Source organism: Rhizobacter sp. AJA081-3 (assembly GCF_017795745.1).
Lineage (GTDB): Bacteria > Pseudomonadota > Gammaproteobacteria > Burkholderiales > Burkholderiaceae_C > Piscinibacter.
Window position 1 is genome coordinate 5,359,307 of record NZ_CP059067.1, and the last position, 23,242, is coordinate 5,382,548.

Sequence of the window (23,242 nt, forward strand, 5' to 3'; positions counted from 1 at the left end):
GGGGCGGTTGGCCGATGCGGCACCCGCCCCGCTCGTCATTTCATCCGGGCCAGCCCTGCTCGCCGGTCAACGGCACGAAGCGCACCGGCAGCAGCAGTTCGCGCCGTTCGTCATGCTCGCCGGTGCGCGTGAGCCGCAGCAGATCCTGCAGGCCGTGGCGTTCGCCGACCGGCATGACGAGCCGCCCGCCGAGCTTCAGCTGCGCCTTCAAGGCCGCCGGAACGTCGGGGCCGGCCGCAGTGACCACGACCGCGTCGTAGGGCGCCGCCTCCGGCCAGCCCAGGCTGCCGTCGCCTCGGTGAACAGTCACGTTGGAGCAGCCCTGCGCGGCCAGCCGCTTCGTGGCCAGGCCGGCCAGCACGGGGATGCACTCGACGCTGTGCACCTCGGCGGCCAGCCGCGCGAGTACCGCCGCCGCATAACCCGACCCCGTGCCGACCTCGAGCACGCGCTCGTCACCCTTCAATTGCAGGGCCTCGGCCATCAGCGCCACGATGTAGGGCTGCGAGATGGTCTGCTTGCCCTCGATCGGCAAGGGGCTGTCGTGGTAGGCCTCGTCCTGCCAGCTGGGGCTGACGAAGTTCTCGCGCGGCACGGCGCGCATCGCGGCGAGCACACGTGCATCGGTGACGCCGCGCGCCTCGATCTGCTGCGCCACCATGGCCCGGCGCCGCGCCGCGAAGTCGATGCGGCTCATGGCACGGCCACCGCAACGCGCAGGCAGCGCGCCATGTGCCCGATTCCGACCGCCACTTCGGGCGGCATCGCACGCCGGCAGTCGTCGACGACCCGCCCGCAGCGGTCGGCGAAGGGGCAGCCCGCGGGCAGGTCGGCCAGCTCGGGCACGCGCCCGGGGATGGTGGCCAGCCGCGTGCCGCGCGTGGCGCCCAGCCGCGGACGAGCCGCGTACAGGCCTTGCGTGTAAGGGTGCGCGAGGTGCTCGAACACCGCCGTCGTGGGGCCGGACTCGACCACCGTGCCGCCGTACATCACCGCCACACGCTGCACGTGGCGCGCCATCACGCCGAGGTCGTGGCTGATCAGCAGCAGGGCCATGCCGCTGCCTTGCACCAGCTCGTCGATGAGCATCAGCACCTCGTGCTGCAGGGTGACGTCCAGCGCAGTGGTCGGTTCGTCGGCAATCAGCAGCTCGGGCCCGCAGGCCAGGGCCATGGCGATCATCACGCGCTGCCGCTGGCCGCCGCTGAGCTGGTGCGGGTGGGCATCGAGGCGCTTCGCGGCCTCGGGCAACTTTACCCTGTCGAGCAGGCGCAGCGCCTCGGCCCGCGCGGCGGCACGATCGAGGCCGCGGTGCAGTCGCAGCGGCTCGGCCACCTGCGCGCCGATCGTGTGCAGCGGGTTCAGCGCGGTCATCGGCTCCTGGAAGATCATCGCCAGGCGATCGCCGCGCAGGCGCGCCATGGCGTCCTCGGGCAGCCCCACCAGCTCCTGGCCGGCGAGCCGGATGCTGCCCTCGACCAGCGCGCCCTCGGGCAGCAGGCCCATCAGCGCCAGCGCGGTGAGCGACTTGCCGCAGCCGCTCTCTCCGATCAGGCCGAGCTTCTCGCCGGCGCCCAGCGCGAACGACACCCCGCGCAGCGCGGCGGCCGGGCCGCGCGCGGTGGGCAGCACGACGCGCAGCTCGGTCACAGTCAGAAGCGGCAAGCGGGATTCGCTCATGTGCAGACGATAGCGGCTGGCGGCGACAGCTGTGACCTGCTTCACGCTTGCGCTCGGAGACGCGACTTTCGGTAGATCCTCACATCATCAATGACATCAACTGTGATTTTGTCGCTCAAGTTCCTCGCCGGTGATGACCACAATCCGACTTCACTTTTGCAACAGAACGTTGCGAGTACTCGCAGCAAACAGGGGGTCGAACATGAAACAAGTACTCAGCAAGTCGGGCGTGGCCGTGAGTCTCCTGGTGGCAGCGTTGGTGGCCGGTGTGTTGTGGGGCACTTCGGACACCGAGCGCGGCGTGGAGCGGGCGGTGCGCGAGAACTTCGTCGCCGCCGGACAACTGTCCAAGCTTCAGGTCGAGGGCGAGAAGCTTCGCCGCTACGAGAAGGAAATGTTCATCTACGTGGCCGACACGGGCAAGCGCAAGGGCTACATGAAGGAGTTCGACAACTCCTACGGCAAGATGCTGGTTCTGCTCGACAGCATGCTCCTGCCGAGCGGCCCGTACTTCAGTGACGAGGAGCGCAAGCAGATCCTCGAATGGAAGCAGGCAGCCGTGTTCTATGCGGGCGAGATGACATCGCTGGCCGCGCGTGCCGACGCGTCCGATGCGTCGACGCTGACTTCAGAGCAGCGCATCGGGCTGACGCTTCAATACAACGAGGGCATCAAGGCCGGCAAGGACCGCTTCCGCTCGCTGCTGGGCGGCACCGAGAAGATGCGTCTGGAAAAGGAGGACGGAGCGCAGAAGATCGCCGTCGAAATCAACAGCACCTTCCGAACCTTGCGAATCGGCGTGCTGATCGGCGGCCTGCTCCTGATCGGTCTGGTGCTGTCGGTGTTGCGGGGCAAGAAGCCCGCGGGCGAGATCAAGGCTGCCCTGAACGCACGCTGACTCAGCGGCTGCGCGCCAGCCGCGGGTCGAGCAGGTCGCGCAGGCCGTCGCCCTCAGGGGTTCAGGCCGAGCATGCTGAACACGATCGCCAAGTCCGGCCAGACGGCCAGCAGCGGCGCCTGGTACATCATGCTCTGGCCTTCAGTTTCTAGCGGGCGCCCAGCGAGAACGACACCCCGCGCAGCGCCGCGGCCGGGCCGCGCGCAGTGGGCAGCACGACGCGCAGGTCACGGACGTCCAGGACGGCAGGGTGGATGCAGCCTCGTCATGCGGCCACGATAGCGCGATTCGCATCGGCCAGGCCGAGTTCGATCAACGCGGCGCGCAGGGCCTGCGGCAACGGTGTCTGGCGCACGCTGTACAGCGTGGCCAGGCGGCGGCCGTCCAGCGCATGCGGTACGCGCCACAGGTAGCTCATGCGCGCCAGCTCGCGCCACATCGGGTGCACCAGCCCGACCGCGCGGATGAAACCCCAGGGCATGCCGCCGTGCCGGAAGCCGCGCGCCGGTGCGATGCCCAGCTCGGTGGCCGCTTGCTCCAGCGCGGCGAGCAGCTCCGTGCCGGTCAGCGTGTGGCCGGCGAAGTGCAGCGTGCGAAAACCCGCCCCGCCGGAGTCGGCCACGGCGACGAAGGCGCACGCCAGGTCGGGCAGGTAAGCCCAGGCGTGGGCGAGGCCCAACGGGCCGGGGTAGACGAGCTTTCCCTCGCGCAACGACTTGGCGATCGCCAGGTCGAGCCAGCTGCCGCTGCCGGCGCCGAAGAAGTCGCCGGCGCGGATCACCGTGCCGGTGATCGTGCCGCGCTCGCAGGCTCTTGCGATGGCGGCCTCCATCGCCACGCGCTGCTCGCCCTTGCGCGTGCTCGGGCGCTGCGGCGTGTCCTCGCGCAGCAGCGGCGGCATCTGCTCGCCGAAGTTGTAGACGTTGCCTGGCAGCATGAAGTGCGCGCCCAGGCGTTGCGCGACCGCCAGGCCGGCTTCGAGCAGCGGCATCGCCTCTTCGTCCCAGCGGGTGTACAGCGGGTTGACGGCGTGGATCACGACGCTGGCGCCCGCGGCGGCGCGGGCCAGCGCCTCGGTGTCGGTGATCGGCACGGTCACTGCCTCGATGCCGGCGGCGGGCGCGGCCGGCGTTCGCCGCACCTGAGCCAGCACGCGCCAGCCGGCATCGCGGAAGGCCAGCGCGGCGGCGGCGCCGAAGCGCCCGTTGGCGCCGAGCACGAGCACGCTGCGGCGTGTGGCGGGGAGGGTCGAGAGGGTGTCCATGGCGGTGTCCTGTGAATGACGTGAGGGCAGTGTCGGCCGCCGCCGGCCATCCGGCAATTGCCGAACTCGGTACGTCAGCCATACATTTATGCATGGGTACGCTGGATCCGAACCGCTTCGACTGGGCACTGGTGCGCAGCTTCCTCGCCGTGCTCGACGCCGGCAGCCTGATGGGCGCGGCGCGCCGGCTGAATGCGCAGCAGCCGACGCTGAGCCGCCATGTCGCCGAGCTGGAGGCGCAGCTCGGCACGCCGCTGTTCGAGCGCACCGGCCGCGGCGTCGTGCCCACCGCGGCGGCGCTGGCCATCGCCGATGCCGCGCGGCAGATGGAAGCCGGCGCGCTGACGCTGTCGCGCTCGCTGGCCACGGCCCGCAATGCCGAGACGGGCACGGTCCGCATCACCACCAGCGAGGTGGCGGCGACCTGGTTGCTGCCGCCGCTGCTCGCGCAGCTGCAGGCGCAGGAGCCGGGCATCGCCGTCGAGCTGGTGGCCTCGAACCAGCTCACCAACCTGCTGCGCCGCGAAGCCGACATCGCCGTGCGCATGGTGCGCCCGGCGCAGGCCTCGCTGGTGGCGCGCAAGCTCGGCGAGATCCCGATCATCGCTGCCGCGCACCGCGACTACCTGGCGCGATTCGGCACGCCGAAGCGCCCGGAGGAACTGGCCGGCCACCGGCTGATCGGCTTCGACCGCGACGAGGGCATCCTGCGCGGCTTCGCAGCGATGGGCTGGCCGCTCACGCGCGATCACTTCGCGCTGCGCACCGACGCGCAGATCGCCTACGGGCAGCTGGTCGCCGCGGGCGCCGGCATCGGCTTCGTCGCGCAATACAACCTGCGCCACTGGCCGGGCGTGGTGGCGCTGCTGCCGCAGTTGGCGATCCCCGCGCTGCCCTGCTGGCTGGCCGTGCACCGCGAGATCCGCGCCAGCCGGCTGGTGCGGCGGGTCTACGACTTCCTGGCCGAGGCGATCCCGCCGGCGATCGCCTAGGGCCTAACGCTGCCGAGCCAGGCGCGGGTCGAGCAGGTCGCGCAGGCCGTCGCCCATCAGGTTCAGGCCGAGCACGCTGAGCACGATCGCCAGTCCCGGCCAGACGGCCAGCAGCGGCGCCTGGTACATCATGCTCTGGCCCTCGTTGAGCATGCGGCCCCAGCTCGGCGTGGGCGGCTGCGTGCCCAGGCCGAGGTAGCTCAGCGCGGCCTCGGCGAGGATGGCGATGGCGAAGCGGATCGTCGCCTGCACGATCAGCACCGAGGCGATGTTCGGCAGCACGTGCTCGAGGGTGATGCGCCAGGCGCCCTTGCCGCAGGCGCGCGCGGCGAGCACGAACTCGCGCGTCCACACCGCGTTGGCCGAGGCCCGCGTGATGCGCGCGAACTCCGGGATGTTGAAGATGCCGATGGCCACGATCGAGGTCACCAGCCCCGGCCCGTAGATTGCCGTCAGCATGATCGCGGTGAGCAGCGCCGGGAAGGCGATGCTGAAGTCCGACAGGCGCATCACCAGCTCCTCGACCCAGCCGCGCCGCGACGCGGCGAGCAGCCCCAGCGCCACGCCCACCGTGATGCCGATGCCCACGGCGATCAGGCCCACCGCGATGGAGGCGCGCGCGCCGACGATGAGCAGCGAGACGATGTCGCGCCCCAGGCTGTCGGTGCCCAGCCAGTGCGTGGCCGAGGGCGGCAGCAGCTTGTTCGGAACGTCGATCTCGGTGGCCGAGTGCGGCGTCCACACGAAGGACAGCAGCGCCAGAACGATCAGCGCGGCCACCAGCACGCCGCCAGCGACGAAGCTGCGGTGACGCAGCGCACGCTGCCAGAAGCTCATGCGGCGCGGCCCTTCAGCCGCGGGTCGATCACCGCGTAGAGCACGTCGACGACGAAGTTGATGGCGATGACCGTGGCGGCCAGCAGCATGACGATGTTCTGCACCAGCGGCAGGTCGCGGTTGCCGATGGCCTGGAAGATCAGCCGCCCGAGGCCTGGCAGCGAGAACACGTTCTCCACCACGATGGTCCCGGTGACGAGGTTGGCGAACTGCAGGCCCATCACCGTGACCACCGGCACCATGGCGTTGCGCAAGACGTGGCCCCACAGCACGGCGCGGCGCGACAGGCCCTTGGCGCGCGCGGTGCGCACGAAGTCCTCGCGCAGCACGTCGAGCACGGCCGAGCGGGTGATCCGCGCGAGGATGGCCGCCTGCACCACGGCCAGCGCGACGGCCGGCAGCACGAGGGCCTGCAGGCCGTCCCACAGGCCGCCGCCTTCGTCTTCCGTCCAGCCCGGGAAGCCGCCGGCCGGGAACCAGGGCAGCTTCACCGCGAACAGCATCACCAGCAGGATGCCGAACCAGAAGCTCGGCACGGCGATGCCGAGCTGGCTCGCGGCCATCACGCCGAGGTCGCCCGCGCGGTTGTGGCGCGAGGCGGCATAGACGCCGGCGGCCAGCGCCAGCACCGTGCTCAGCGCCATCGCCAGCAATGCCAGCGGCACGGTGACGGCCAGCCGCTGCGCGACCAGTTCGACGATGGGCGTGTCGTAGGACTGGCTGTTGCCGACGTCGAGCGTCGCCAGGCCCGCCAGCCACGCCAGGTAGCGCTGCGGCGCCGGGCGGTCCAGGCCGAGTTTCTTCGACAGGGCCTCGACCGACTCCGGCGTGGCGCTCTCGCCGAGCATCACCTGCGCGGCGTTGCCCGGCAGCAGGTCGAGCACCGCGAAGACCACCAGCGAGGCGAACGCCAGCGTCACGACGAAGCTCGCGAAACGCTTGAGCAGGAAGAGGGCGATGAGCAGTTCCTCGGGTGGCGCGGGTGCTCCTATGATGGCCGAAAACACGCTGGAGACGGCCATGCGCGAGACCCTGCCCTTCGCCACGAACGAGGTGTTCATCGGCGGCCGCTGGCGCGCCGCGAGCGGTGGGCAGACGCTGCCGCTGGCCAACCCGTCCGACGGCAGCACGCTGGCCGAGATCGCGCGCGGCAGTGCGGACGACGTCGATGCCGCGGTGGCCGCGGCGCAAGCCGCGCTGGCCGGCGACTGGGGCCGACTGACCGCCGCCGAGCGCGGCAGGCTGCTCGCCACCATGGGCCGCAAGGTGCTGGAGCATGTCGAAGAGCTCGCGCGCCTGGAGGCGCTGGACGTCGGCAAGCCGCTCAAGCAGGGCCGCGCCGATGCCGTCGCGCTGGCGCGCTACCTGGAGTTCTACGGCGGCGCGGCCGACAAGGTGATGGGCGAGACGATCCCCTACCTGAACGGCTACACCGCGCTGACCTGGCGCGAGCCGCACGGCGTGACCGGCCACATCGTGCCCTGGAACTACCCGATGCAGATCATCGGCCGCAGCGTCGGCGCGGCGCTGGCGATGGGCAATGCCTGCGTGCTGAAGCCGGCCGAGGAGGCTTGCCTCACCGCGCTGGCCTTCGCGCGCATTGCCGAGGAAGCCGGCTTCCCGGCCGGCGCGCTGAACGTGGTGCCGGGGCTGGGCGAAGAAGCGGGCGCGGCGCTCACCGCGCATGCGGGAGTGCAGCACCTGTCGTTCACCGGCTCGGTGGCGACCGGGCGGCTGGTGCAGGCCGCGGCGGCGCGCAACACCATTCCCGTCACGCTGGAACTGGGCGGCAAGAGCCCGCAGATCGTCTTCGCCGATGCCGACCTCGACGCGGCGCTGCCCTTCCTCGTCAACGCCGGCATACAGAACGCGGGGCAGACCTGCTCGGCGGCCTCGCGCATCCTCGTCGAGCGCGCGGTGTTCGACGAGGTGGTCGCGCGAATGGCGCAGCGCTATCGCGCGCTGCGTGTCGGCCCGGCGCTGGCCGATCTCGACGTGGGCCCGCTGATCTCGGCGCGCCAGCACGAGATCGTCTCGCACTATCTGGCGCTGGCCCGCGACAGCGGCCTTCAGGTGGCGGCGCAGGGCGAGATCGTGCACGACGCGCCGGCCGGTGGCTGGTACGTCAGGCCCACGCTGGTGGCCGGCGTGCCGGATCGCCACGCGCTGGCGCAGGAAGAGATCTTCGGCCCGGTGCAGGTGGTGATCGCCTTCGACGGCGAGGCCGAGGCTCTGCGCATCGCCAACGGCACGGCCTACGGCCTGGTGGCCGGCGTGTGGACGCGCGACGGCAGCCGTCAACTGCGCATGGCGCGCGCGCTGAAGTGCGGCCAGGTGTTCGTCAACAACTACGGCGCCGGCGGCGGCGTGGAGCTGCCCTTCGGCGGCGTGGGCGCCTCCGGCCACGGCCGCGAGAAGGGCTTCGAGGCGCTGTACGGCTTCTCCGCTCTGAAGACGGTGGCGATCCTGCACGGCTGAGCCGCTGCTGCGATGTGGCTCGACCCGGCTGACCCCCCCCGCATTCGCAACCATTTCACCCCTAGCGTGACGTCGAAAGGGTGATGGACGGCGCGTGCCGCGAGGCAGATCATCGCCACTCCCGTTTCGACAGGAGCATGGCCATGAAGAATCGCAAGAGGATGCTGCGCGGGGCGCTGTGCGCAGCTGCATTGCTGGCGGGCTGCGGTGGCGCCGAGTTGCTGCTGCTGACCATCGTGACGCCGCTGAACGGCGCGTGGCGCGAAGGCGGCAACGTCGCCAACGAAGGCATCCAGTTCACCAGCCCCGGCCCCGAGGTGCACCTGTTCTCGTCGAAGTTCGCCGTGCAGGCCAACATCCTGAATCCGGCCAGCTTCTGCGACGTGCAGGACGACGGCAGCGGGCAGCTGGCGATGGCCGGCACCTTCGACAACGGCCGGGTGCTGCTGCACGCCGCCAACTCGCCGACCCAGGCCACCTGCATCGACGGCACCATCACCAGCCTGATCCGCATGCAGGTGGCCGCCGGTGGCGGCCGGCCGGCGCGCAGCTACGTGAACAACCGCGTCGACGTGCAGATGGACCTCGGCCTGTGGGTCAGCGACGGCGGCGCGACGCAGTTGAAGTTCAGCGTCTTCAACAGCGTCGACAACGATTCGGTGGCCAACCAGATCCAGGCCTGCGACGTGTCGCCGGGCGGCGCGCCGGTGCTGCTCGACGGCCTGTTCGATGGCTACCAGGTGGCCACGAGCACCCGGCCGAAGATTGCGGCGCTGACGGCCAATGGCCAGGCGACGCCACGCTTCACGCAGGTCGAGTACGTCGACGGCGCGACGTTGACGCTGCGCAACGCCGGCGGCCAGAGCGTCACACTGCGGCGCCAGAAGGAAACGACAGCGACCTTCTGCCCCTGAGCGCAGGCCCCGGCTCGCTTCAAGGCTCGGCGGGCGGTGCGAACAGCGCACGGCGCAGCGTCACCTCGCGCACCGGCTCGCCCACGCCGACGACGATCTCGTCGCGCCCCTGCACCGAGGCCCACAGCGCCGCGAGTGGGCGACCCGCGTCGCCGCCGGGCCAGCGCGTCACGACGTCGCCTTCGCGCAGGCCGGCCTGCGCCGCCGGGCCGCCGGCGAGGACCGTGGACAGCCGCAGCTCGCCGCTGAGGCGTTCCAGCGCGAGCCCGAAGCCGCCCGGCGTTGCCACGCTGACGGCTTCGACACACAGCTGGTCGTGCGCCAGGTCGAGCCGCCAGCGTGCGCCATCGATGAAGGCGGTGCCGGCCAGGCCGTGCAGCTTGCCGTCGAAACTCTTCACCAGCGCCGGCGCGGCGACGCGCAGCACCGGCACGTCCGTGCGCGTCTGCACGCCGATCGTGGCCCGCGCCAGCAGCGTCAAGCGGTGGCCGCCGGGCAGGGCCAGCCCGGGCGTAGCGGCGTCGGGCGTGTTGGCCTCGACACGCAGCAGCGCGGCCGGGTTGCCGGTGTCGAGCACGTAGGCACGCGCCACGGCCGGCTCGCCCACCGCGAGCGTGATCACCGGCAGCGTGCGGTGCCGCGTCAACGGGAGGGCGCTGCTGCCGGCAGGGCACGCCGAGGAGTCGCTGCGCCGGAAGCTCGCCACCCAGTCGCGCAGGTCGAGATCCAGCTGCAGCCCATCGAGGAATGGCACGCCCAGCACGCCATCGATGCCTTCGGCTGCAGCGCCGATCAAGGTGGCCAGCTCCATGACCAGCGCGGTCTGCACCGGCCGCTCGAAGCCGCCCAGGCGCAACGGCGGCAGGCTCACCTCGCCGCCGCGCACCTGGCCGAGCACGGTGTCGGCGCTGACGGCGCCGCGCGGCTGCAGGCCCAGGCGCCGCGCCAGCCCTGGCGACACGAGGTTGCGGCTGGCGCCGGTGTCGATCAGCCAGCGGCCGCGCTGGCCGCCGAGCTCGACATCCAGCGTGATCCAGCCGCCGATCTCGCCGAGCGACACGCGCGTCAGCGGCACGCGGCCGGAATCGGCCCGGGCCGCACCGCACAGGGCTGCGGCGCAGAGAACCAGCGCGGCAAGGCGGCGCGTCACGGCTTCAGGGTCTCGATGTACTCGGTGCACCGTTCGACCAGCTCGGCCAGCACCGGCTCCAGCGCGGCGATGCGCGACTCGCGGCGCTTCTCCGCCGCAGCCAGCGCTGCCGGGTCTTTCGCCAGTACCGTCTCGTAGGCGTTGATCGACTCGATCACGTCGTTCAGCGCGAACGCCGCGCCCTGGAACACCTCGTCGAGCAGGAAGTCGGCGAGCTGCTTGAAGGCGCGCTGCGCCGCGTTGCCGAAGCGCCAGCGCACCTCCTCGTCGAGCTTGGCGAGCTGCGGGATGAAGGCGTCGGTGAATTCGTTGTAGCGGTCCTTCACAGCGATCAGGTGGGCCAGCGCCTCGGGCTGCACCAGCGTGGCCAGCGGCCAGGCGAGCGCCGCCTTCACCGCGAACAGCCGTACGCGATAGTCGACCAGCTGCGCCTCCAGGCCCTCGACGAAGCGGCGGTCGTGGTCGCCGCGCGGCTCGAAGCGGTCGAGCCAGTCGCTGGCCCAGTGGAAGAGCGTGTCGGCGAGCGCCGCGCGCGCTGCGGCCATGCCGGCCTCGCCGCGTTCGGTGGCGCTGACGAACAGGCGCGAGGCGAGCTGCTTGTAGGGCTTGCGCAGCTTGCCGAAGTCGATGCCCGGCTCGAGCATCACCGGCAGCACGAAGACGCGATCCTTCTTCGCCTCGCGCTCCAGCGCCCAGGCCACTTCCTTGGCGACGTAGCGCTTGCCCACCGACACCTTGCTGATCAGCGCCAGGAAGACGTGGCTGTCCTCGATGGCCTCGATGATGGTCGGGTCGAGCTGCTGGCCGCCGAGCAGCTCGCGCACGTCGACCCAGGCGTGGATGAAGGGCGGCAGCTTCGCGAGCTCCAGCGCGAGCGGCTTGTCTTCCCAGGCATGGCTGACGAACACGCGCACGTGGAACCTCTCGCATGGCCTCGACGGTTCACTGTAAGGGAGTTGGATCGGCGCCGGAACCCCATGCATCCGATGCGGCACGCACTGCGTAGAGCGAGGTACTCACTCCCGGCGGACCCCATGAACCGAGCCTTTCGATTGCGCAGCTTCGCGCTCCTGCTGGTGGCCAGCACGCCGGCACTGGCCCACGACACCTGGTTCCACCGCGAGGCCCGGGATGCGTCGGGCCGCTGGACGCTGTCGCTGGGCACTGGCAACCAGTACCCGGTGCTGGAGACGCCGCTCGCCGTCGAGTCGTTGCAGCTTGCGGCCTGCCGCCAGGCCGACGAGTCCGCGCAAGCGCTGCAGCCGCTGCGCGCGCTCGACCAGGCCCTGCAGCTGCGCACGCCGCCGGCAACGGGTGGGCTGAGCTGCTGGGCGCAGTCGCTGCCTTTCGAGCTCGAGCTGCCGCCGGACAAGATCGCCGTCTACCTGAAGGAGATCCATGCCTCGCCGGCCGTGCATGCGGCCTGGGCCGGGATGCGCGGCCGCGGTCTGCCCTGGAAGGAGCGCTATGCGAAGCACGCACGCATCGAGCTGCCGGGCACGCAGGCCAGGCGGGCCGCCGCGCCGGGCATGGCGATGGACGCGGTGCCGTTGGGCGAGCCGGCCGGCTGGCGCCGCGGCGACACCGCGAGCTTCCAGCTGCTGCGCGACGGCCAGCCGCTGGCCGGCCTGGCCGTCGAGTTTCGCCACGAACGCGCGCCGATGGGCTTCTGGCGGATCACCGACGCGCAGGGGCGTGTGCAGACGCGGCTGCCGCTGGCGGGCCGCTGGGTGCTGCGCGGCACCGACCTGCGGCCTTCGAGCGAGCGCCCCGGCACCTGGGACAGCCGATTCATCACGCTGGCCTTCGACGTGGCCGCGCCGATGGATCAGAACGGCAGCAGCTTGAGCTCGAACGCCCTTTCGGCGAACCACAGCGCCGCCAGCACGGCGATGGCCGACGAGCCGCCGACGAACACGCCGCGCTGGTAGAAGCGCGTGTCGCGCAGCATGAAGGCCAGCGGCAGGAAGGCCGCCACGATGGCCAACTGGCCGAGTTCCACGCCCACATTGAAGCCGACCAGCGCGAGGGCCAGCGTTCCCTGTGGCAGGCCCAGGTCGGCCAGCACGCTGGCGAAGCCGAACCCGTGGATCAGTCCGAAGGCGAAGGCCATTGCCCAGCGGCGGCCATGGAACAGCGGCCACAGGTTGTTCAGCGCCGCCAGCACCACCGACGCGGCGATGGCCGACTCGACCCAGCGCGAGGGCAGCGAGATCAAGCCCAGCGTGGCCAGCGACAGCGTGATCGAGTGCGCCAATGTGAACGCGGTGACGATCTTCAGCACGTCGACGAAGGCGTCGCGGAAGTTCGCTGCCGGCTGCCAGCGCGCCGCCCGCCAGGCGAGCACGGCCGGCAGCAGCAGCGAGAGCAGGAACAGGATGTGGTCGTAGCCGATCCAGATGTGCCACACGCCTTCGCGCGCGTAGTCGGCGAACTGGCCGATCCGGCTGGGCTGCGCGAGATCGAAGGCCTGGGTCGGCGCGCTCGGGCCGAGCACGGCCGCGCGCGACTGCCCCTGCGCCTCCAGGCGCAACAGCCCGCGATGCTGCGGGTCGATGTCGGCGAACAGCCGGTAGGTCAGCCGCAACTGGGCCGGCGCACCCGGGCAGCTCAGCTGCAGCGGGATGACGGAGTAGGCGCCGTCGGTGTGCTGGTCGATCAGTTGTTCACCGGCGCGCACCACGCAGGGCTGGCCGTCGCCCTCGACGGCCAGGCGCGCGAGCGCATAGGCGGCGATGTCGGCATGGTGCGAGCGCACCTCGCCCCAGGTGATCTCGCCGTTGCCGTCGGCGTCCAGGCCGATGGCGAAGTCGAGGTCGCGCAGCGCGATGTCCCACTGGCCGGTGAGGGCGGTGGCCGTCTGCGTGATGCTCAGGTAGCTGTCGGAGGGCTTGTGCGCCAGCGCGGGCGCGGCGAGCCAGAACGACGCGGCGCACCAGGCCAGCCAGCGAAGGGCGAGGCTCATGGCTTGCCCTTCAGTTGCGCCGCCAACTGGCGCAGCACGACGCTCTCGGCGCCGGTCTCGGCGAGCCAGCGCAGCACCGGCTCGGCCGCGGCCGGGTCGCGTGCGGCCACGGCGGCCTCGAGCAGCACGCGGGCGTCGGCCGGCTCGCGCTGCAGCACATAGTTCGCGCTGGCCAGCGGCAAGGCGCGCTTGGGTTGCCCCAGCATCGCCAGCGCGAAGCGCGCCTCCTCCTTCTGATGCAGCGCGTCGCCGCGCAGCCGGGCAGCGTCGAAGCGCGCGGCCAGCGAATCGGCCCAGGCCGCAGCCTGGGCCGATTCGCTCGCCTTGCCGGCGATGGCCAGGCGCAGCAGCAGCAGGTCGGAGCGTTCCTTGTCCTTCAGCAGCGCCAGCACTTCCGGCGCGCGCCCGCGGTCGAGCAGGAAATCGGCGTAGGCCGACAGCAGGTAGACGTCGGGCAGGCCGAGCGCCAGCGCGGCGCGGAACGCCGCTTCGGATTCAGCGAAGCGGCCGCGCCGCTCCTCGATCTCGGCCAGGCGCGTCAGCGACCACAGGCGCTGCTCAGGGCTGGCCGCCGCGTCGGCTCGCAATGCGGCGCGCAGGGCCTCGGCCGCCGCGCCGGCGCGGCCGGTGAGCGAATCCACCTGCGCTCGGCAGCCGGCTCCGATCAGCGGCTCGGCCAGCGGCGCCAGCTGCTCGCAGGCTTCGCGCGCCTGCGGGTACTGCGCCCGCACGAGCCGGATGGCCACTTGCCAGGCCCAGGCTTCGCCGTCGCCGGGGTCGTGCTGCACCGCCGCAGACAGGTCGGCCAGCGCTGCGTCGAACTCGTGGCCGAACTGCCGCAGCACGGCGCGCATCACGCGCACCTCGGCCGGGGGTTCGGGTTTGTCCCACCATGGCGCAAGCGCTGCCTGCGCGTACCCGACGTAACGCGGGTCGCCTTCGGCTGCCGAGGCCTCGAAGTAGCGCCGGGCCAGCGCCACGGCCGCGTCGGCATCGGTGGGTTGCGCACGCCAACGGTCGCGAAGTTCGCGCAATTCGCGCTGGCGCGGGTCGGCAGCGCCGGCCGGCAGGCGCTCCAGCACCTGCTGGTCGGAGGTGGGGGTGAAGGGGGCCGCCTGGGCGGGGCCGCCCCCGAACGAGGCGGCAAGGAGAAGAGCGGAAAGAACTCGGCGCACCGGAAGAACCGTCAGTGAAGCGCAACAGTATGCGACCAAGCTGATCTCTGTCATGGCCATCCCGTCACAATCCGCGCCGGCCTGCGTCAACCGATGGCGGGTCATCGCGTTTCGGATAGTCCAGGGTCGAATCGGACCCCGGGGCCGGGCGCGATGCGGCGAACCGGCAAGTCCCCTCGCTGCACTACGTTTCACTCCAACCGATAAAGAGCTTCTTATGACCAAGACCCTGTCCACCCTGATCGTCGCCATGTTCGCTGCCGTGGCCTTCAACGCCCAGGCTGCCTCCCACGCCGCCGCCGCCCCGATGAAGGCCAGCGCCCCGGCTGCCAAGGCCAGCGCTGCCAAGAAGGCCCCGAAGGAAGCCGCGAAGAAGGCCGTCAAGAAGGCCGAAGAAGCGAAGAAGTAATTCTTCCTTCTACGCGAAGCGGGCCGCGCTGGATGCGCGGCCCGTTTTCATTGGGAGCGGCTATTTCTTCTTGTTGTAGACGTCCACGCACACCGCGGCGAGCAGCACCAGGCCCTTAATGACCTGCTGGTAGTCGATGCCGATGCCCAGGATGGACATGCCGTTGTTCATCACGCCCATCACGAAGGCGCCGATCACCGCGCCCATCACCCTGCCCACGCCGCCCGAAGCAGACGCGCCGCCGATGAAGCAGGCGGCGATCACGTCGAGCTCGAAGCCCAGGCCCGCCTTCGGCGTCGCGGTGTTCAGCCGCGCTGCGAACACCAGCCCGGCCAGGGCAGCCAGCACGCCCATGTTGACGAAGGTGTAGAAGGCCAGCCGCTCGGTGCGGATGCCCGACAGCCGCGCCGCCTTTTCGTTGCCGCCCAGTGCGTAGATGCGACGGCCGATCGTCGTGCGGCTGGTGACGAAGTCGTAGGCCACCATCAGCACGAACATGATGATCAGCACGTTGGGCAGGCCCTTGTAGGTGGCCAGCAGCCAGCTCAGCGCCACCAGGATCGTGGCGAACACCGCATTGCGGCTGGCGAACAGCACCATCGGCTCGGTCTCCATGCCGTGCAGTTGCTGGTTGCCGCGCGCGCGCCAGGCCATCGCCACCATGGCCAGCGCCACCAGCACGCCCAGCAGCAGCGAGGTCAGCCGCAGTTCGGTGCCGCCGAACGCATCGGGAATGAAGCCCGAGCTGAGCTTCTGGAAGGTCTCCGGGAAGGGGCCGACCGACTGGCCGTTGAGCAGCGCCAGCGCCAGGCCCTTGAACACCAGCATGCCGGCCAGCGTGACGATGAACGAGGGGATGTGGAAGTAGGCGACGAACCAGCCCTGCGCCGCGCCGATCAGTGCGCCGACGACCAGGCAGGCGATCGTCGCCGGCACGAAATGCCATTCGTAGTTGACCATCAGCACGGCGGCCAGCGCGCCGACGAAGCCGCACACCGAGCCGACCGACAGGTCGATGTGGCCGGCCACGATGACCAGCAGCATGCCCAGCGCCATGATGATGATGTAGCTGTTCTGCAGCACGAGGTTCGTGAGGTTCAGCGGCTGCAGCAGCGTGCCGTCGGTCATGACCTGGAAGAAGATCATGATCGCCACCAGCGACAGCAGCATGCCGTACTCGCGCAGGTTCTGCTTCAGGAAGTGGCCGGTGCGCGGGCCGGCCGTGCCGGGAGCCTTGTCGAGCGTGTGTTCCATGCGTTCCTCTCAGGTCCCGGCTTTGACGATGGCGCGCATGATCTTCTCCTGCGAGGCCTCGCCGGCATCGAACTCGGCGACGAACTCGCCCTCGTTCATCACGTGGATGCGGTCGCACATGCCCAGCAGCTCGGGCATCTCCGACGAGATCATCAGGATGCTGCGGCCTTCTTCGGCCAGGCGGGCGATCAGCGTGTAGATCTCGAACTTGGCGCCGACGTCGATGCCGCGCGTGGGTTCGTCGAGGATCAGCAGCGTGGGGTCGGCGAACAGCCACTTGGCCAGCACCACCTTCTGCTGGTTGCCGCCCGACAGGTTGACCACCGGCTGGTGCACGCCGGCGCAGCGCGTGGCCAGGCGCTGGCGGTAGTCGTTGGCGACGGCGAACTCGCGGCCCTCGTCGATCACGCCGTGGCGCGACACGCCGTCCAGGTGCGCCAGCGTCGTGTTGTGGGCGATGCTGTCGTCGAGCACGAGGCCGAGCGACTTGCGGTCTTCGGTGACGTAGGCGATGCCGTGGGCCACCGCCTTGCCCACGGTGCTGGTGTCGATGTCGCGGCCGTGCATGCGCACGGTGCCGCTGATGCGGCGGCCGTAAGTGCGGCCGAACACGCTCATCGCCAGCTCGGTGCGGCCCGCGCCCATCAGGCCGGCGATGCCCACGATCTCGCCCCGGCGCACCGTCAGGTTGACGCCCTTGACCACCTCGCGCTCGGTGTGGATCGGGTGGAACACGCGCCAGTCGCGCAGCTCGAACACCGTCTCGCCGATCTTCGGCGTGCGCTTCGGGTAACGGTCGGCCATCTCGCGGCCGACCATGGCACGGATGATCAGGTCTTCGCTGGCCGGGCCGTTGACTTCTCGGTCGCGGCAATCGATCGTGGTGATGGTCGAGCCGTCGCGCAGCACGGTGATCGCATCAGCCACCTTGGCGATCTCGTTCAACTTGTGCGAGATGAGGATGCAGGCGATGCCGTGCGACTTGAGCTCCAGCAGCAGCTCGAGCAGCGCATCGCTGTCGCTCTCGTTCAGGCTGGCGGTGGGCTCGTCGAGGATCAGGAGCTTCACTTCCTTGGACAGCGCCTTGGCGATCTCCACCAGCTGCTGCTTGCCGACACCGATGTCGGTGATCAGTGTGGCCGGCGATTCCTTCAGGCCCACCTTGGCGAGCAGCTCGCGCGTCTTGCGGTGCGCGAGCGTCCAGTCGATCACGCCGTGTTTCGCCTGCTCGTTGCCGAGAAAGATGTTCTCGGCGATCGACAGCAGAGGCACCAGCGCCAGCTCCTGGTGGATGATGATGATGCCCAGTTGCTCGCTGTCGTGGATGCCCGAGAAACGCCGCTCCTGGCCCAGGTAGCGGATCTCGCCTTCGTACTCCGGGTGCGGGTAGACACCCGAGAGCACCTTCATCAGCGTGGACTTGCCCGCGCCGTTCTCGCCGACCACGGCGTGGATCTCGCCGGCGCGCACGCTCAGGTTCACGTTCTCCAGCGCGGTCACGCCGTGAAAGCGCTTGGTGATGCCGCGCATGTCGAGGATCGCGTCGTCCACCTTGTCTCCTTGTTGGCGCGGATGGTGCACGCAAAAAAGGTCCCGCGAAAGCGGGACCTTCTCGGGGGTGCCGGTCCGTCCTACTTGACCTGGCTCTCCTTGTAATAACCGCTGTCGATGAGCACCTTCTTCCAGTTCGACGCGTCCACTGCCACCGGCTTGAGCAGGTAGCTGGGCACCACTTTCACGCCGTTGTTGTAGGTCTTGGTGTCGTTGATCTCCGGGGTCTTTCCGGCGAGCACCGCATCGACCAGGTTGGCCGTCACGCGGGCCAGGTCGCGCGTGTCCTTGAACACGGTGGAGTACTGCTCGCCCTTGAGCATGGACTTGACCGACGGAATCTCGGCGTCCTGGCCGCTGACGACCGGGCACGGTTGCGCCGCCGTGCAGTAGCCCACGCCCTTGAGCGACGACAGGATGCCGATGCTCAGGCCGTCGTACGGCGACAGCACCGCGTGCACCTTCTCCTTGCCGTAGAAGGCCGACAGCAGGTTGTCCATGCGCGCCTGCGCGACCGCGCCGTCCCAGCGCAGCGTGCCGACCTTGTCCATGCCCATCTGCTTGCTGCGCACGACCAGCTTGCCGCTGTCGATGTAGGGCTTGAGCACCGACATCGCGCCGTCGTAGAAGAAGAAGGCATTGTTGTCGTCGGGCGAGCCGCCGAATAGCTCGATGTTGAACGGGCCCTTGCCGGCCTTCAGGCCGAGCTTGTCGACGATCGATCCGGCCTGCAGCACGCCGACCTGGAAGTTGTCGAAGGTGGTGTAGTAGTCGACGTTCTTCGAGCCGCGGATCAGGCGGTCGTAGGCGATGACCTTGACGCCCTTGTCAGCCGCTTTCTGCAGCGCGCCGGACAGCGTGGTGCCGTCGATGGCGGCGATGACGAGAACCTTCACCCCCTTGGTGATCATGTTCTCGACCTGCGCGAGCTGGTTCGGGATGTCGTCGTCGGCGTACTGGAGGTCGGTCTTGTAGCCCTTCTCCTTGAACACCTTGACCATGTTGTCGCCGTCGGCGATCCAGCGGGCCGAGGACTTGGTGGGCATCGAGATGCCCACGGCGCCCTTGTCTTGCGCGGCGGCCGGGGCCATCCAGGCGGCGGTGGCCAGGCCCACGGTGGCCAGCAACGTTTTCATCAGTTTCATGCGGAGTCTCCTTTTGTTCGTTCGAGTGTTGTTGTCACGGATCGATTGCCGCACCGCTCGAACCGGCACGGCCATCACGGTCAGTCTGGGTTCGTACGGGGTGCGCGAGTATCGACGCGCCAGTGCACCCGCAACATCAGTGTTTCGCCTCGGGCCAGTGTCACGAGCCCCGGCCGGCCGGGCAGGTGGAAGGCATCGATGGGTTGCGTGATCGGCTCGAAGCAGAACGCTTCGCCCGCCGGCGGCCGGTAGACGAGGCAGTGCTCCGGGGCGATCGGCCCGCGCGGCGTGTTCAGCGGCTCCATCGTCAGGTGAACCGCCAGGCCGCGCTCGGGCCAATGGATGCTCGCGTTGCCATCCCAGCCGTCGTAGCCGTTGTCGATCAGCGGGCCGTTCATCGGGGCGTTGCGGTTCAGGTCCCAGCCCGCGGGCAGGTCATGCGTGCGCTGCGTCGGGATCGGGTCGTCGCCGCTCAGCCATACACCGCCCACGCGGGCCTGCACCCTGGTCTGCGGCGTGCGCGGGAACCAGGGGTGCAGCCCCAGGCCATAGGGCAGCGGGGTCTCGCCGCGGTGCGTCACGCGCACGCTTTGCAGCAGGCCGTCATCGATCAGCTCGAAGCGCTGCAGGGCGTCGTACGCGTAGGGGCCGCCGCCGTGGCGACGCGATTCGAGCCGCATCTCGGCGACCTGCCGTTGCGGGCGCGTCAGCGACCAGGCCTGCAGCCAGCCGTCGCCGTGGATGGGGTAGGGCTCGCCGTCGCGGTTGGGCGCCATGTCGAACCACTGGCCATCGTGCTCGAAGCCGCCGTGGCTGATGCGGTTGGACCACGGCAGCATCGCGAAGGAAGCCAGGGTGTAGCGGTCCTCCTGCGTGCCCGCCCACGGGCGCCACAGGTCCACCGGTTGGCCGTCGGCGAGCCAGCGCCATTGCGCGACGCCGCCGCCGAGCGTGGGCACGAGGCCCAGGCGCTGCTGGGCGGACTCGAGCCAGACGATGTCATGCGGGCTCGTCACGCGCTGGCCCCGAACAGGTTCGCCGGCAGCCCGGCCGCGTCGGTTTCGACGGCAAACAGCGCTCCCGCCAGCGGCTGCTCTGCAAGCTGCCCCGGGCCCAGCTCGAAGCGCGCGCTGGTGATGAACAGGGTCTTCAATGCAGGCCCGCCGAAAGCGACATTGCTGATGTGGTCGGTGGGCAGGCTCACTCTGGCCAGCTCGGCGCCGCTGTCCGGGTCGTGGCAGCTCACGCAGGCGGCGCCCCAGTGCGCGATCCACAGCCGGCCGGCCGCGTCGGTGGTCATGCCGTCGGGGAAGCCGTCGCCGCGCTCGAAGCGAAGGAACACGCGCGAAGCGCCGAGCGTGCCGCTGGCCGGGTCGAACGCGAACGCATGGACCGTGCGGCGCACCGTGTCGTTGAAGAACATCGTGCGGCCATCGAGCGACCAGGTCGGCCCGTTGCTCACCGCGAAGCCGGCGTCGAAGGCGCGCACGCAGCGGCCGGGGCCATCGAAGCGGTACAGCGCGCCGGTGGGTTCGCGGCAGGCCGTGTCCATCGTGCCGCCCCAGAAGCGGCCGTGCGCATCGCACTTGCCGTCGTTGAAGCGATTGGCGGTTCTTTCGGGCTCGGGTTCGTCGAGCCGGCGCAGCGCGCCGGTGGCTGGCTCGTAGAACGCGAAACCGCGGCGCAGCGTGACCACCAGGCCCGGGCCGTCGGTACGTTCAGCCACGGCGGAGATCGTGTCGTCGAGCGTCCACTGGCGCTGTTCGCCGGTGCCGGGGGTGTGGCGGTACAAGCGTTTTTCGAGGATGTCGACCCAGTACAGCGATTGCTCGCGCACCGACCAGCAGGTGCCTTCGCCCAGCGTGGCCGCAGCGGGCCAGACGCAGCGCACGCTGCCGAGGGCGGGGGCGGGGGCCTGCAGGCTCATGACGTGATCAGTGCGAGTCGCGCGGCACCGGCGCGCCACTGCCGCCGACCAGGAAGTCGAGGTCGGCGCCCAGGTGCGCCTGCTGCACATGCTCGACGTAGACCTTGTACCAGCCGCGTGCGGGCGTCGCCGGCGCCGTCCAGGCGGCGCGACGGCGTGCCAGCTCCGCGTCGCCCACCTCCAGGTGCAGGCGGCGGTTCGCCACGTCGAGCTCGATCACGTCGCCATCTTTCACCAGCGCCAGCGGCCCGCCCGCGGCGGCCTCGGGCGAGGTGTGCAGCACCACGGTGCCGTAGGCGGTGCCGCTCATGCGCGCATCGCTGATGCGCACCATGTCCGTGATGCCCTTGCGCAGCACCTTGGGCGGCAGCGGCATGTTGCCCACCTCGGCCATGCCGGGGTAGCCCTTGGGGCCGCAGTTCTTCAGCACCATCACGCAGTGCTCGTCGATGTCGAGCGACTCGTCGTCGATGCGCGCGTGGAACTCCTCGATGCTCTCGAACACCACCGCGCGGCCGCGGTGCTGCAGCAGGTGCTCGCTGGCCGCCGAGGGCTTGATCACGGCGCCGTCGGGCGCCAGGTTGCCGCGCAGCACGGCGATGCCGGCGGCGGGCTTGAAGGGCTCGGCCAGCGGCCGGATCACCTCGCGGTTCCAGCAGGGCGCCTCGGCGATGTTCTCGCCGATCGACTTGCCGTTCACGGTAACGGCGTCGGCGTGCAGCAGGTGGCGGATCTCCTTCAGCACCGCGGGCAGGCCGCCGGCGTAGAAGAAGTCCTCCATCAGGAAGCGACCCGAAGGCTGCAGGTCGACCAGGCAGGGCACCTGCGAGCCGAGCCGGTCCCAGTCGTCGAGCTTGAGCTCCACGCCCATGCGGCCGGCCACCGCGAGAAGATGGATCACCGCATTGGTCGAGCCGCCGATCGCCGCGTTGGTGCGGATGGCGTTCTCGAAGGCGGCGCGCGTGAGGATCTTCGACATGCGCAGGTCGTCGTTGACCATCTCGACGATGCGCCGGCCGGTCAGCTGCGCGAGCCGGTTGCGGCGCGTGTCGGCGGCAGGGATGGCGGCGTTCTCTGGCAGCGACATGCCCAGCGCCTCGACCATGCTGGCCATCGTCGATGCGGTGCCCATCGTCATGCAGCTGCCCTTGCTGCGGTGCATGCAGCTCTCGGCCTGCGTGAACTCGTCCATCGTCATCTCGCCGGCGCGCACCATCTCGCTCATCTGCCACACGCCGGTGCCCGAGCCGATGTCCTTGCCGCGGAACTTGCCGTTGAGCATCGGCCCGCCCGACAGTCCGATGGTCGGCAGGTCGCAGCTCGCCGCGCCCATCAACAGCGCCGGCGTGGTCTTGTCGCAGCCCATCAGCAGCACCACGCCGTCGATCGGGTTGCCGCGGATCGATTCCTCGACGTCCATCGACGCGAGGTTGCGGAACAGCATCGCGGTGGGCCGCAGCTGCGTCTCGCCGAGCGACATCACCGGGAACTCGAGCGGGAAGCCGCCCGCCTCGTAGACGCCGCGCTTGACGAACTCCGCCAGCTCGCGGAAGTGCCCGTTGCATGGCGTCAGCTCGCTCCAGGTGTTGCAGATGCCGATCACCGGGCGGCCGTCGAGCAGGTCGTGCGGGTAGCCCTGGTTCTTGATCCAGCTGCGGTGCACGAAGCCGTCGCGGTCCTGGCGCCCGAACCAGGCCTGGCTGCGGCGGACGGGCTTCTTCGGATCCATGCGAACGTTCTCCAGGGCGGCTTGACGCGCCGGATGCTATCGCTCCACACTGATAAATGAAAAATAAGCAATCAGGTGTCTGACATGTCGATTTCGATATCTCAAACTTGGCCAGCGGTGTACCCGGACCTGCGCGGCCGGGCCGTCTTCGTGACCGGCGGCGGCTCGGGCATCGGCGCGGCCATCGTGTCGGCCTTCGTGGCGCAGGGCGCGCGCGTTGCCTTCGTGGACGTGGCCGCCGCTGCCAGCGAGGCGCTCGCCGCCAAGCTCGCCGCCGGCGGGCAGGCCGCGCCCTGGTGGCGTGCCTGCGACGTGCGCGACGTGGCGGCGCTGCAGTCGGCCATCGCCGATGCCGCGGCCGCGCTCGGCGACTTCCACGCGCTGGTCAACAACGTCGCCAGCGACGACCGCCACACGCTGGAATCGATCACGCCGGCCTTCTACGACGATCGCATCGCCATCAACCAGCGCGCCGCGCTGTTCGCGATGCAGGCGGTGGTGCCGGGCATGAAGCGGCTGGGCGGTGGCGCCATCGTCAACCTGGGCTCGATCGGCTGGCAGATCAAATCGGCCGACTACCCGTGTTACGCGATTGCCAAGTCGGCGGTGAACGGCCTGACACGCGGCAATGCGGCCTCGCTCGGGCGCGACCGCATCCGCGTCAACACCGTCACGCCAGGCTGGGTGATGACCGAGCGGCAGAAGCAGCTGTGGGTCACGCCCGAAGGCGAACGCGAGATCGACCGCAACCAGTGCCTGCCCGATCGACTGCAGCCGGAGGACATCGCGGCGATGGTGCTGTTCCTGGCGTCCGACGGCGCGCGCATGTGCACGGCCCAGGAGTTCATCGTCGACGGCGGTTGGCGCTAGCCGC

22 protein-coding genes and 1 pseudogene are annotated in these 23,242 nt (G+C 70.1%); 7 read left to right on the forward strand and 16 right to left on the reverse strand.

Going from position 1 to position 23,242, the window contains the following annotated elements; all coding sequences use genetic code 11:
• Positions 1-40: 40 nt before the first annotated feature.
• Together HZ992_RS25380 and HZ992_RS25385 are read right to left on the reverse strand one after the other, a co-directional pair.
• Positions 41-697, reverse strand: coding sequence for a protein-L-isoaspartate(D-aspartate) O-methyltransferase (locus HZ992_RS25380; protein ID WP_209384608.1), 657 nt, complete (start codon positions 695-697; stop codon positions 41-43).
• Positions 694-1,680 (reverse strand): ABC transporter ATP-binding protein, encoded by a 987-nt coding sequence (locus HZ992_RS25385; protein ID WP_245213305.1) that lies wholly within the window; start codon positions 1,678-1,680, stop codon positions 694-696. The genes HZ992_RS25380 and HZ992_RS25385 overlap by 4 nt, the downstream gene beginning before the upstream one ends.
• Before the next feature lie 133 nt (positions 1,681-1,813).
• Between HZ992_RS25385 and HZ992_RS25390 the strand changes: the two genes are divergently transcribed.
• Positions 1,814-2,578 (forward strand): hypothetical protein, encoded by a 765-nt coding sequence (locus HZ992_RS25390; protein WP_209384609.1) that lies wholly within the window; start codon positions 1,814-1,816, stop codon positions 2,576-2,578.
• A gap of 1 nt (position 2,579) precedes the next feature.
• On the opposite strand, the pseudogene HZ992_RS25960 reads toward HZ992_RS25390, so the two are convergent.
• Positions 2,580-2,739, reverse strand: a pseudogene (locus HZ992_RS25960) (ABC transporter permease); the annotation flags it as partial.
• 104 nt (positions 2,740-2,843) lie between these two features.
• Positions 2,844-3,842, reverse strand: a complete 999-nt coding sequence (locus HZ992_RS25395) for an NAD-dependent epimerase/dehydratase family protein (RefSeq protein WP_209384610.1) — start codon at positions 3,840-3,842, stop codon at positions 2,844-2,846.
• A 92-nt stretch (positions 3,843-3,934) separates the two neighbouring features.
• Here HZ992_RS25395 and HZ992_RS25400 point away from each other — a divergent pair, with 92 nt between their 5' ends.
• Positions 3,935-4,834: a LysR family transcriptional regulator gene (locus HZ992_RS25400; protein ID WP_209384611.1), complete on the forward strand. Its 900-nt coding sequence runs from the start codon at positions 3,935-3,937 to the stop codon at positions 4,832-4,834.
• A gap of 3 nt (positions 4,835-4,837) precedes the next feature.
• Here HZ992_RS25400 and HZ992_RS25405 read toward each other — a convergent pair whose 3' ends face one another.
• On the reverse strand, positions 4,838-5,671 hold the full coding sequence (locus HZ992_RS25405) for an ABC transporter permease (protein WP_209384612.1): 834 nt from the start codon (positions 5,669-5,671) through the stop codon (positions 4,838-4,840).
• Entirely contained in the window at positions 5,668-6,630 is a 963-nt protein-coding gene (locus HZ992_RS25410; RefSeq protein ID WP_209387304.1) for an ABC transporter permease, read from the reverse strand. The genes HZ992_RS25405 and HZ992_RS25410 overlap by 4 nt, the downstream gene beginning before the upstream one ends.
• A gap of 61 nt (positions 6,631-6,691) precedes the next feature.
• Between HZ992_RS25410 and HZ992_RS25415 the strand changes: the two genes are divergently transcribed.
• Together HZ992_RS25415 and HZ992_RS25420 are read left to right on the forward strand one after the other, a co-directional pair.
• Positions 6,692-8,149, forward strand: coding sequence for an aldehyde dehydrogenase family protein (locus HZ992_RS25415; RefSeq protein WP_209384613.1), 1,458 nt, complete (start codon positions 6,692-6,694; stop codon positions 8,147-8,149).
• A 143-nt stretch (positions 8,150-8,292) separates the two neighbouring features.
• Positions 8,293-9,063, forward strand: a complete 771-nt coding sequence (locus tag HZ992_RS25420) for a hypothetical protein (RefSeq protein WP_209384614.1) — start codon at positions 8,293-8,295, stop codon at positions 9,061-9,063.
• A gap of 19 nt (positions 9,064-9,082) precedes the next feature.
• On the opposite strand, the gene HZ992_RS25425 is transcribed toward HZ992_RS25420, so the two are convergent.
• Positions 9,083-10,213 (reverse strand): aspartyl protease family protein, encoded by a 1,131-nt coding sequence (locus HZ992_RS25425; protein ID WP_209384615.1) that lies wholly within the window; start codon positions 10,211-10,213, stop codon positions 9,083-9,085.
• On the reverse strand, positions 10,210-11,127 hold the full coding sequence (locus HZ992_RS25430; RefSeq protein ID WP_209384616.1) for a toll/interleukin-1 receptor domain-containing protein: 918 nt from the start codon (positions 11,125-11,127) through the stop codon (positions 10,210-10,212). Before HZ992_RS25430 ends, HZ992_RS25425 begins: the two co-directional genes overlap by 4 nt.
• A 120-nt stretch (positions 11,128-11,247) precedes the next feature.
• Between HZ992_RS25430 and HZ992_RS25435 the strand changes: the two genes are divergently transcribed.
• Positions 11,248-12,144 (forward strand): DUF4198 domain-containing protein, encoded by an 897-nt coding sequence (locus tag HZ992_RS25435; protein ID WP_209384617.1) that lies wholly within the window; start codon positions 11,248-11,250, stop codon positions 12,142-12,144.
• Here the strand turns inward: HZ992_RS25435 and HZ992_RS25440 are convergent.
• Positions 12,042-13,178 (reverse strand): HupE/UreJ family protein, encoded by a 1,137-nt coding sequence (locus HZ992_RS25440; RefSeq protein ID WP_209384618.1) that lies wholly within the window; start codon positions 13,176-13,178, stop codon positions 12,042-12,044. The two genes, HZ992_RS25435 and HZ992_RS25440, sit on opposite strands and share 103 nt — an antisense overlap.
• Positions 13,175-14,260 (reverse strand): hypothetical protein, encoded by a 1,086-nt coding sequence (locus HZ992_RS25445; protein WP_245213306.1) that lies wholly within the window; start codon positions 14,258-14,260, stop codon positions 13,175-13,177. The genes HZ992_RS25440 and HZ992_RS25445 overlap by 4 nt, the downstream gene beginning before the upstream one ends.
• A 310-nt stretch (positions 14,261-14,570) precedes the next feature.
• Between HZ992_RS25445 and HZ992_RS25450 the strand changes: the two genes are divergently transcribed.
• Positions 14,571-14,762, forward strand: a complete 192-nt coding sequence (locus HZ992_RS25450; protein WP_209384619.1) for a hypothetical protein — start codon at positions 14,571-14,573, stop codon at positions 14,760-14,762.
• Positions 14,763-14,822: 60 nt separating this feature from the next.
• Here the strand turns inward: HZ992_RS25450 and mmsB are convergent, their stop codons facing one another.
• The 6 genes from mmsB to HZ992_RS25480 form a co-directional block, all read right to left on the reverse strand.
• On the reverse strand, positions 14,823-16,016 hold the full coding sequence (gene mmsB / locus HZ992_RS25455) for a multiple monosaccharide ABC transporter permease (RefSeq protein ID WP_209384620.1): 1,194 nt from the start codon (positions 16,014-16,016) through the stop codon (positions 14,823-14,825).
• 9 nt (positions 16,017-16,025) lie between these two features.
• On the reverse strand, positions 16,026-17,546 hold the full coding sequence (gene mmsA / locus HZ992_RS25460) for a multiple monosaccharide ABC transporter ATP-binding protein (protein WP_305848848.1): 1,521 nt from the start codon (positions 17,544-17,546) through the stop codon (positions 16,026-16,028).
• Positions 17,547-17,647: 101 nt separating this feature from the next.
• Positions 17,648-18,712, reverse strand: a complete 1,065-nt coding sequence (gene chvE / locus HZ992_RS25465) for a multiple monosaccharide ABC transporter substrate-binding protein (RefSeq protein WP_209384622.1) — start codon at positions 18,710-18,712, stop codon at positions 17,648-17,650.
• Between the two features lie 80 nt (positions 18,713-18,792).
• A complete protein-coding gene (locus HZ992_RS25470) occupies positions 18,793-19,728 on the reverse strand; it encodes an aldose 1-epimerase (protein ID WP_209384623.1) in 936 nt (311 codons plus the stop codon).
• The gene (locus HZ992_RS25475; protein WP_209384624.1) at positions 19,725-20,639 is read right to left on the reverse strand and encodes an SMP-30/gluconolactonase/LRE family protein; all 915 of its coding nucleotides are present in this window, start codon (positions 20,637-20,639) and stop codon (positions 19,725-19,727) included. The genes HZ992_RS25470 and HZ992_RS25475 overlap by 4 nt, the downstream gene beginning before the upstream one ends.
• Positions 20,640-20,646: 7 nt before the next feature.
• Entirely contained in the window at positions 20,647-22,368 is a 1,722-nt protein-coding gene (locus HZ992_RS25480; protein ID WP_209384625.1) for an IlvD/Edd family dehydratase, read from the reverse strand.
• 84 nt (positions 22,369-22,452) lie between these two features.
• Here HZ992_RS25480 and HZ992_RS25485 point away from each other — a divergent pair, with 84 nt between their 5' ends.
• Positions 22,453-23,238, forward strand: a complete 786-nt coding sequence (locus tag HZ992_RS25485) for an SDR family NAD(P)-dependent oxidoreductase (RefSeq protein WP_209384626.1) — start codon at positions 22,453-22,455, stop codon at positions 23,236-23,238.
• Positions 23,239-23,242: the final 4 nt, after the last annotated feature.

Excerpts from the sequence above, each read along its gene's own strand:
- HZ992_RS25380 (WP_209384608.1), bottom strand. The coding sequence starts at position 697 with ATGAGCCGCATCGACTTCGCGGCGCGGCGCCGGGCCATGGTGGCGCAG.
- HZ992_RS25385 (WP_245213305.1), bottom strand. The coding sequence starts at position 1,680 with ATGAGCGAATCCCGCTTGCCGCTTCTGACTGTGACCGAGCTGCGCGTC.
- HZ992_RS25390 (WP_209384609.1), top strand. The coding sequence starts at position 1,814 with ATGACCACAATCCGACTTCACTTTTGCAACAGAACGTTGCGAGTACTC.
- HZ992_RS25395 (WP_209384610.1), bottom strand. The coding sequence starts at position 3,842 with ATGGACACCCTCTCGACCCTCCCCGCCACACGCCGCAGCGTGCTCGTG.
- HZ992_RS25400 (WP_209384611.1), top strand. The coding sequence starts at position 3,935 with ATGGGTACGCTGGATCCGAACCGCTTCGACTGGGCACTGGTGCGCAGC.
- HZ992_RS25405 (WP_209384612.1), bottom strand. The coding sequence starts at position 5,671 with ATGAGCTTCTGGCAGCGTGCGCTGCGTCACCGCAGCTTCGTCGCTGGC.
- HZ992_RS25415 (WP_209384613.1), top strand. The coding sequence starts at position 6,692 with ATGCGCGAGACCCTGCCCTTCGCCACGAACGAGGTGTTCATCGGCGGC.
- HZ992_RS25420 (WP_209384614.1), top strand. The coding sequence starts at position 8,293 with ATGAAGAATCGCAAGAGGATGCTGCGCGGGGCGCTGTGCGCAGCTGCA.
- HZ992_RS25435 (WP_209384617.1), top strand. The coding sequence starts at position 11,248 with ATGAACCGAGCCTTTCGATTGCGCAGCTTCGCGCTCCTGCTGGTGGCC.
- HZ992_RS25440 (WP_209384618.1), bottom strand. The coding sequence starts at position 13,178 with ATGAGCCTCGCCCTTCGCTGGCTGGCCTGGTGCGCCGCGTCGTTCTGG.
- HZ992_RS25450 (WP_209384619.1), top strand. The coding sequence starts at position 14,571 with ATGACCAAGACCCTGTCCACCCTGATCGTCGCCATGTTCGCTGCCGTG.
- mmsB (WP_209384620.1), bottom strand. The coding sequence starts at position 16,016 with ATGGAACACACGCTCGACAAGGCTCCCGGCACGGCCGGCCCGCGCACC.
- mmsA (WP_305848848.1), bottom strand. The coding sequence starts at position 17,546 with ATGCGCGGCATCACCAAGCGCTTTCACGGCGTGACCGCGCTGGAGAAC.
- chvE (WP_209384622.1), bottom strand. The coding sequence starts at position 18,712 with ATGAAACTGATGAAAACGTTGCTGGCCACCGTGGGCCTGGCCACCGCC.
- HZ992_RS25475 (WP_209384624.1), bottom strand. The coding sequence starts at position 20,639 with ATGAGCCTGCAGGCCCCCGCCCCCGCCCTCGGCAGCGTGCGCTGCGTC.
- HZ992_RS25480 (WP_209384625.1), bottom strand. The coding sequence starts at position 22,368 with ATGGATCCGAAGAAGCCCGTCCGCCGCAGCCAGGCCTGGTTCGGGCGC.
- HZ992_RS25485 (WP_209384626.1), top strand. The coding sequence starts at position 22,453 with ATGTCGATTTCGATATCTCAAACTTGGCCAGCGGTGTACCCGGACCTG.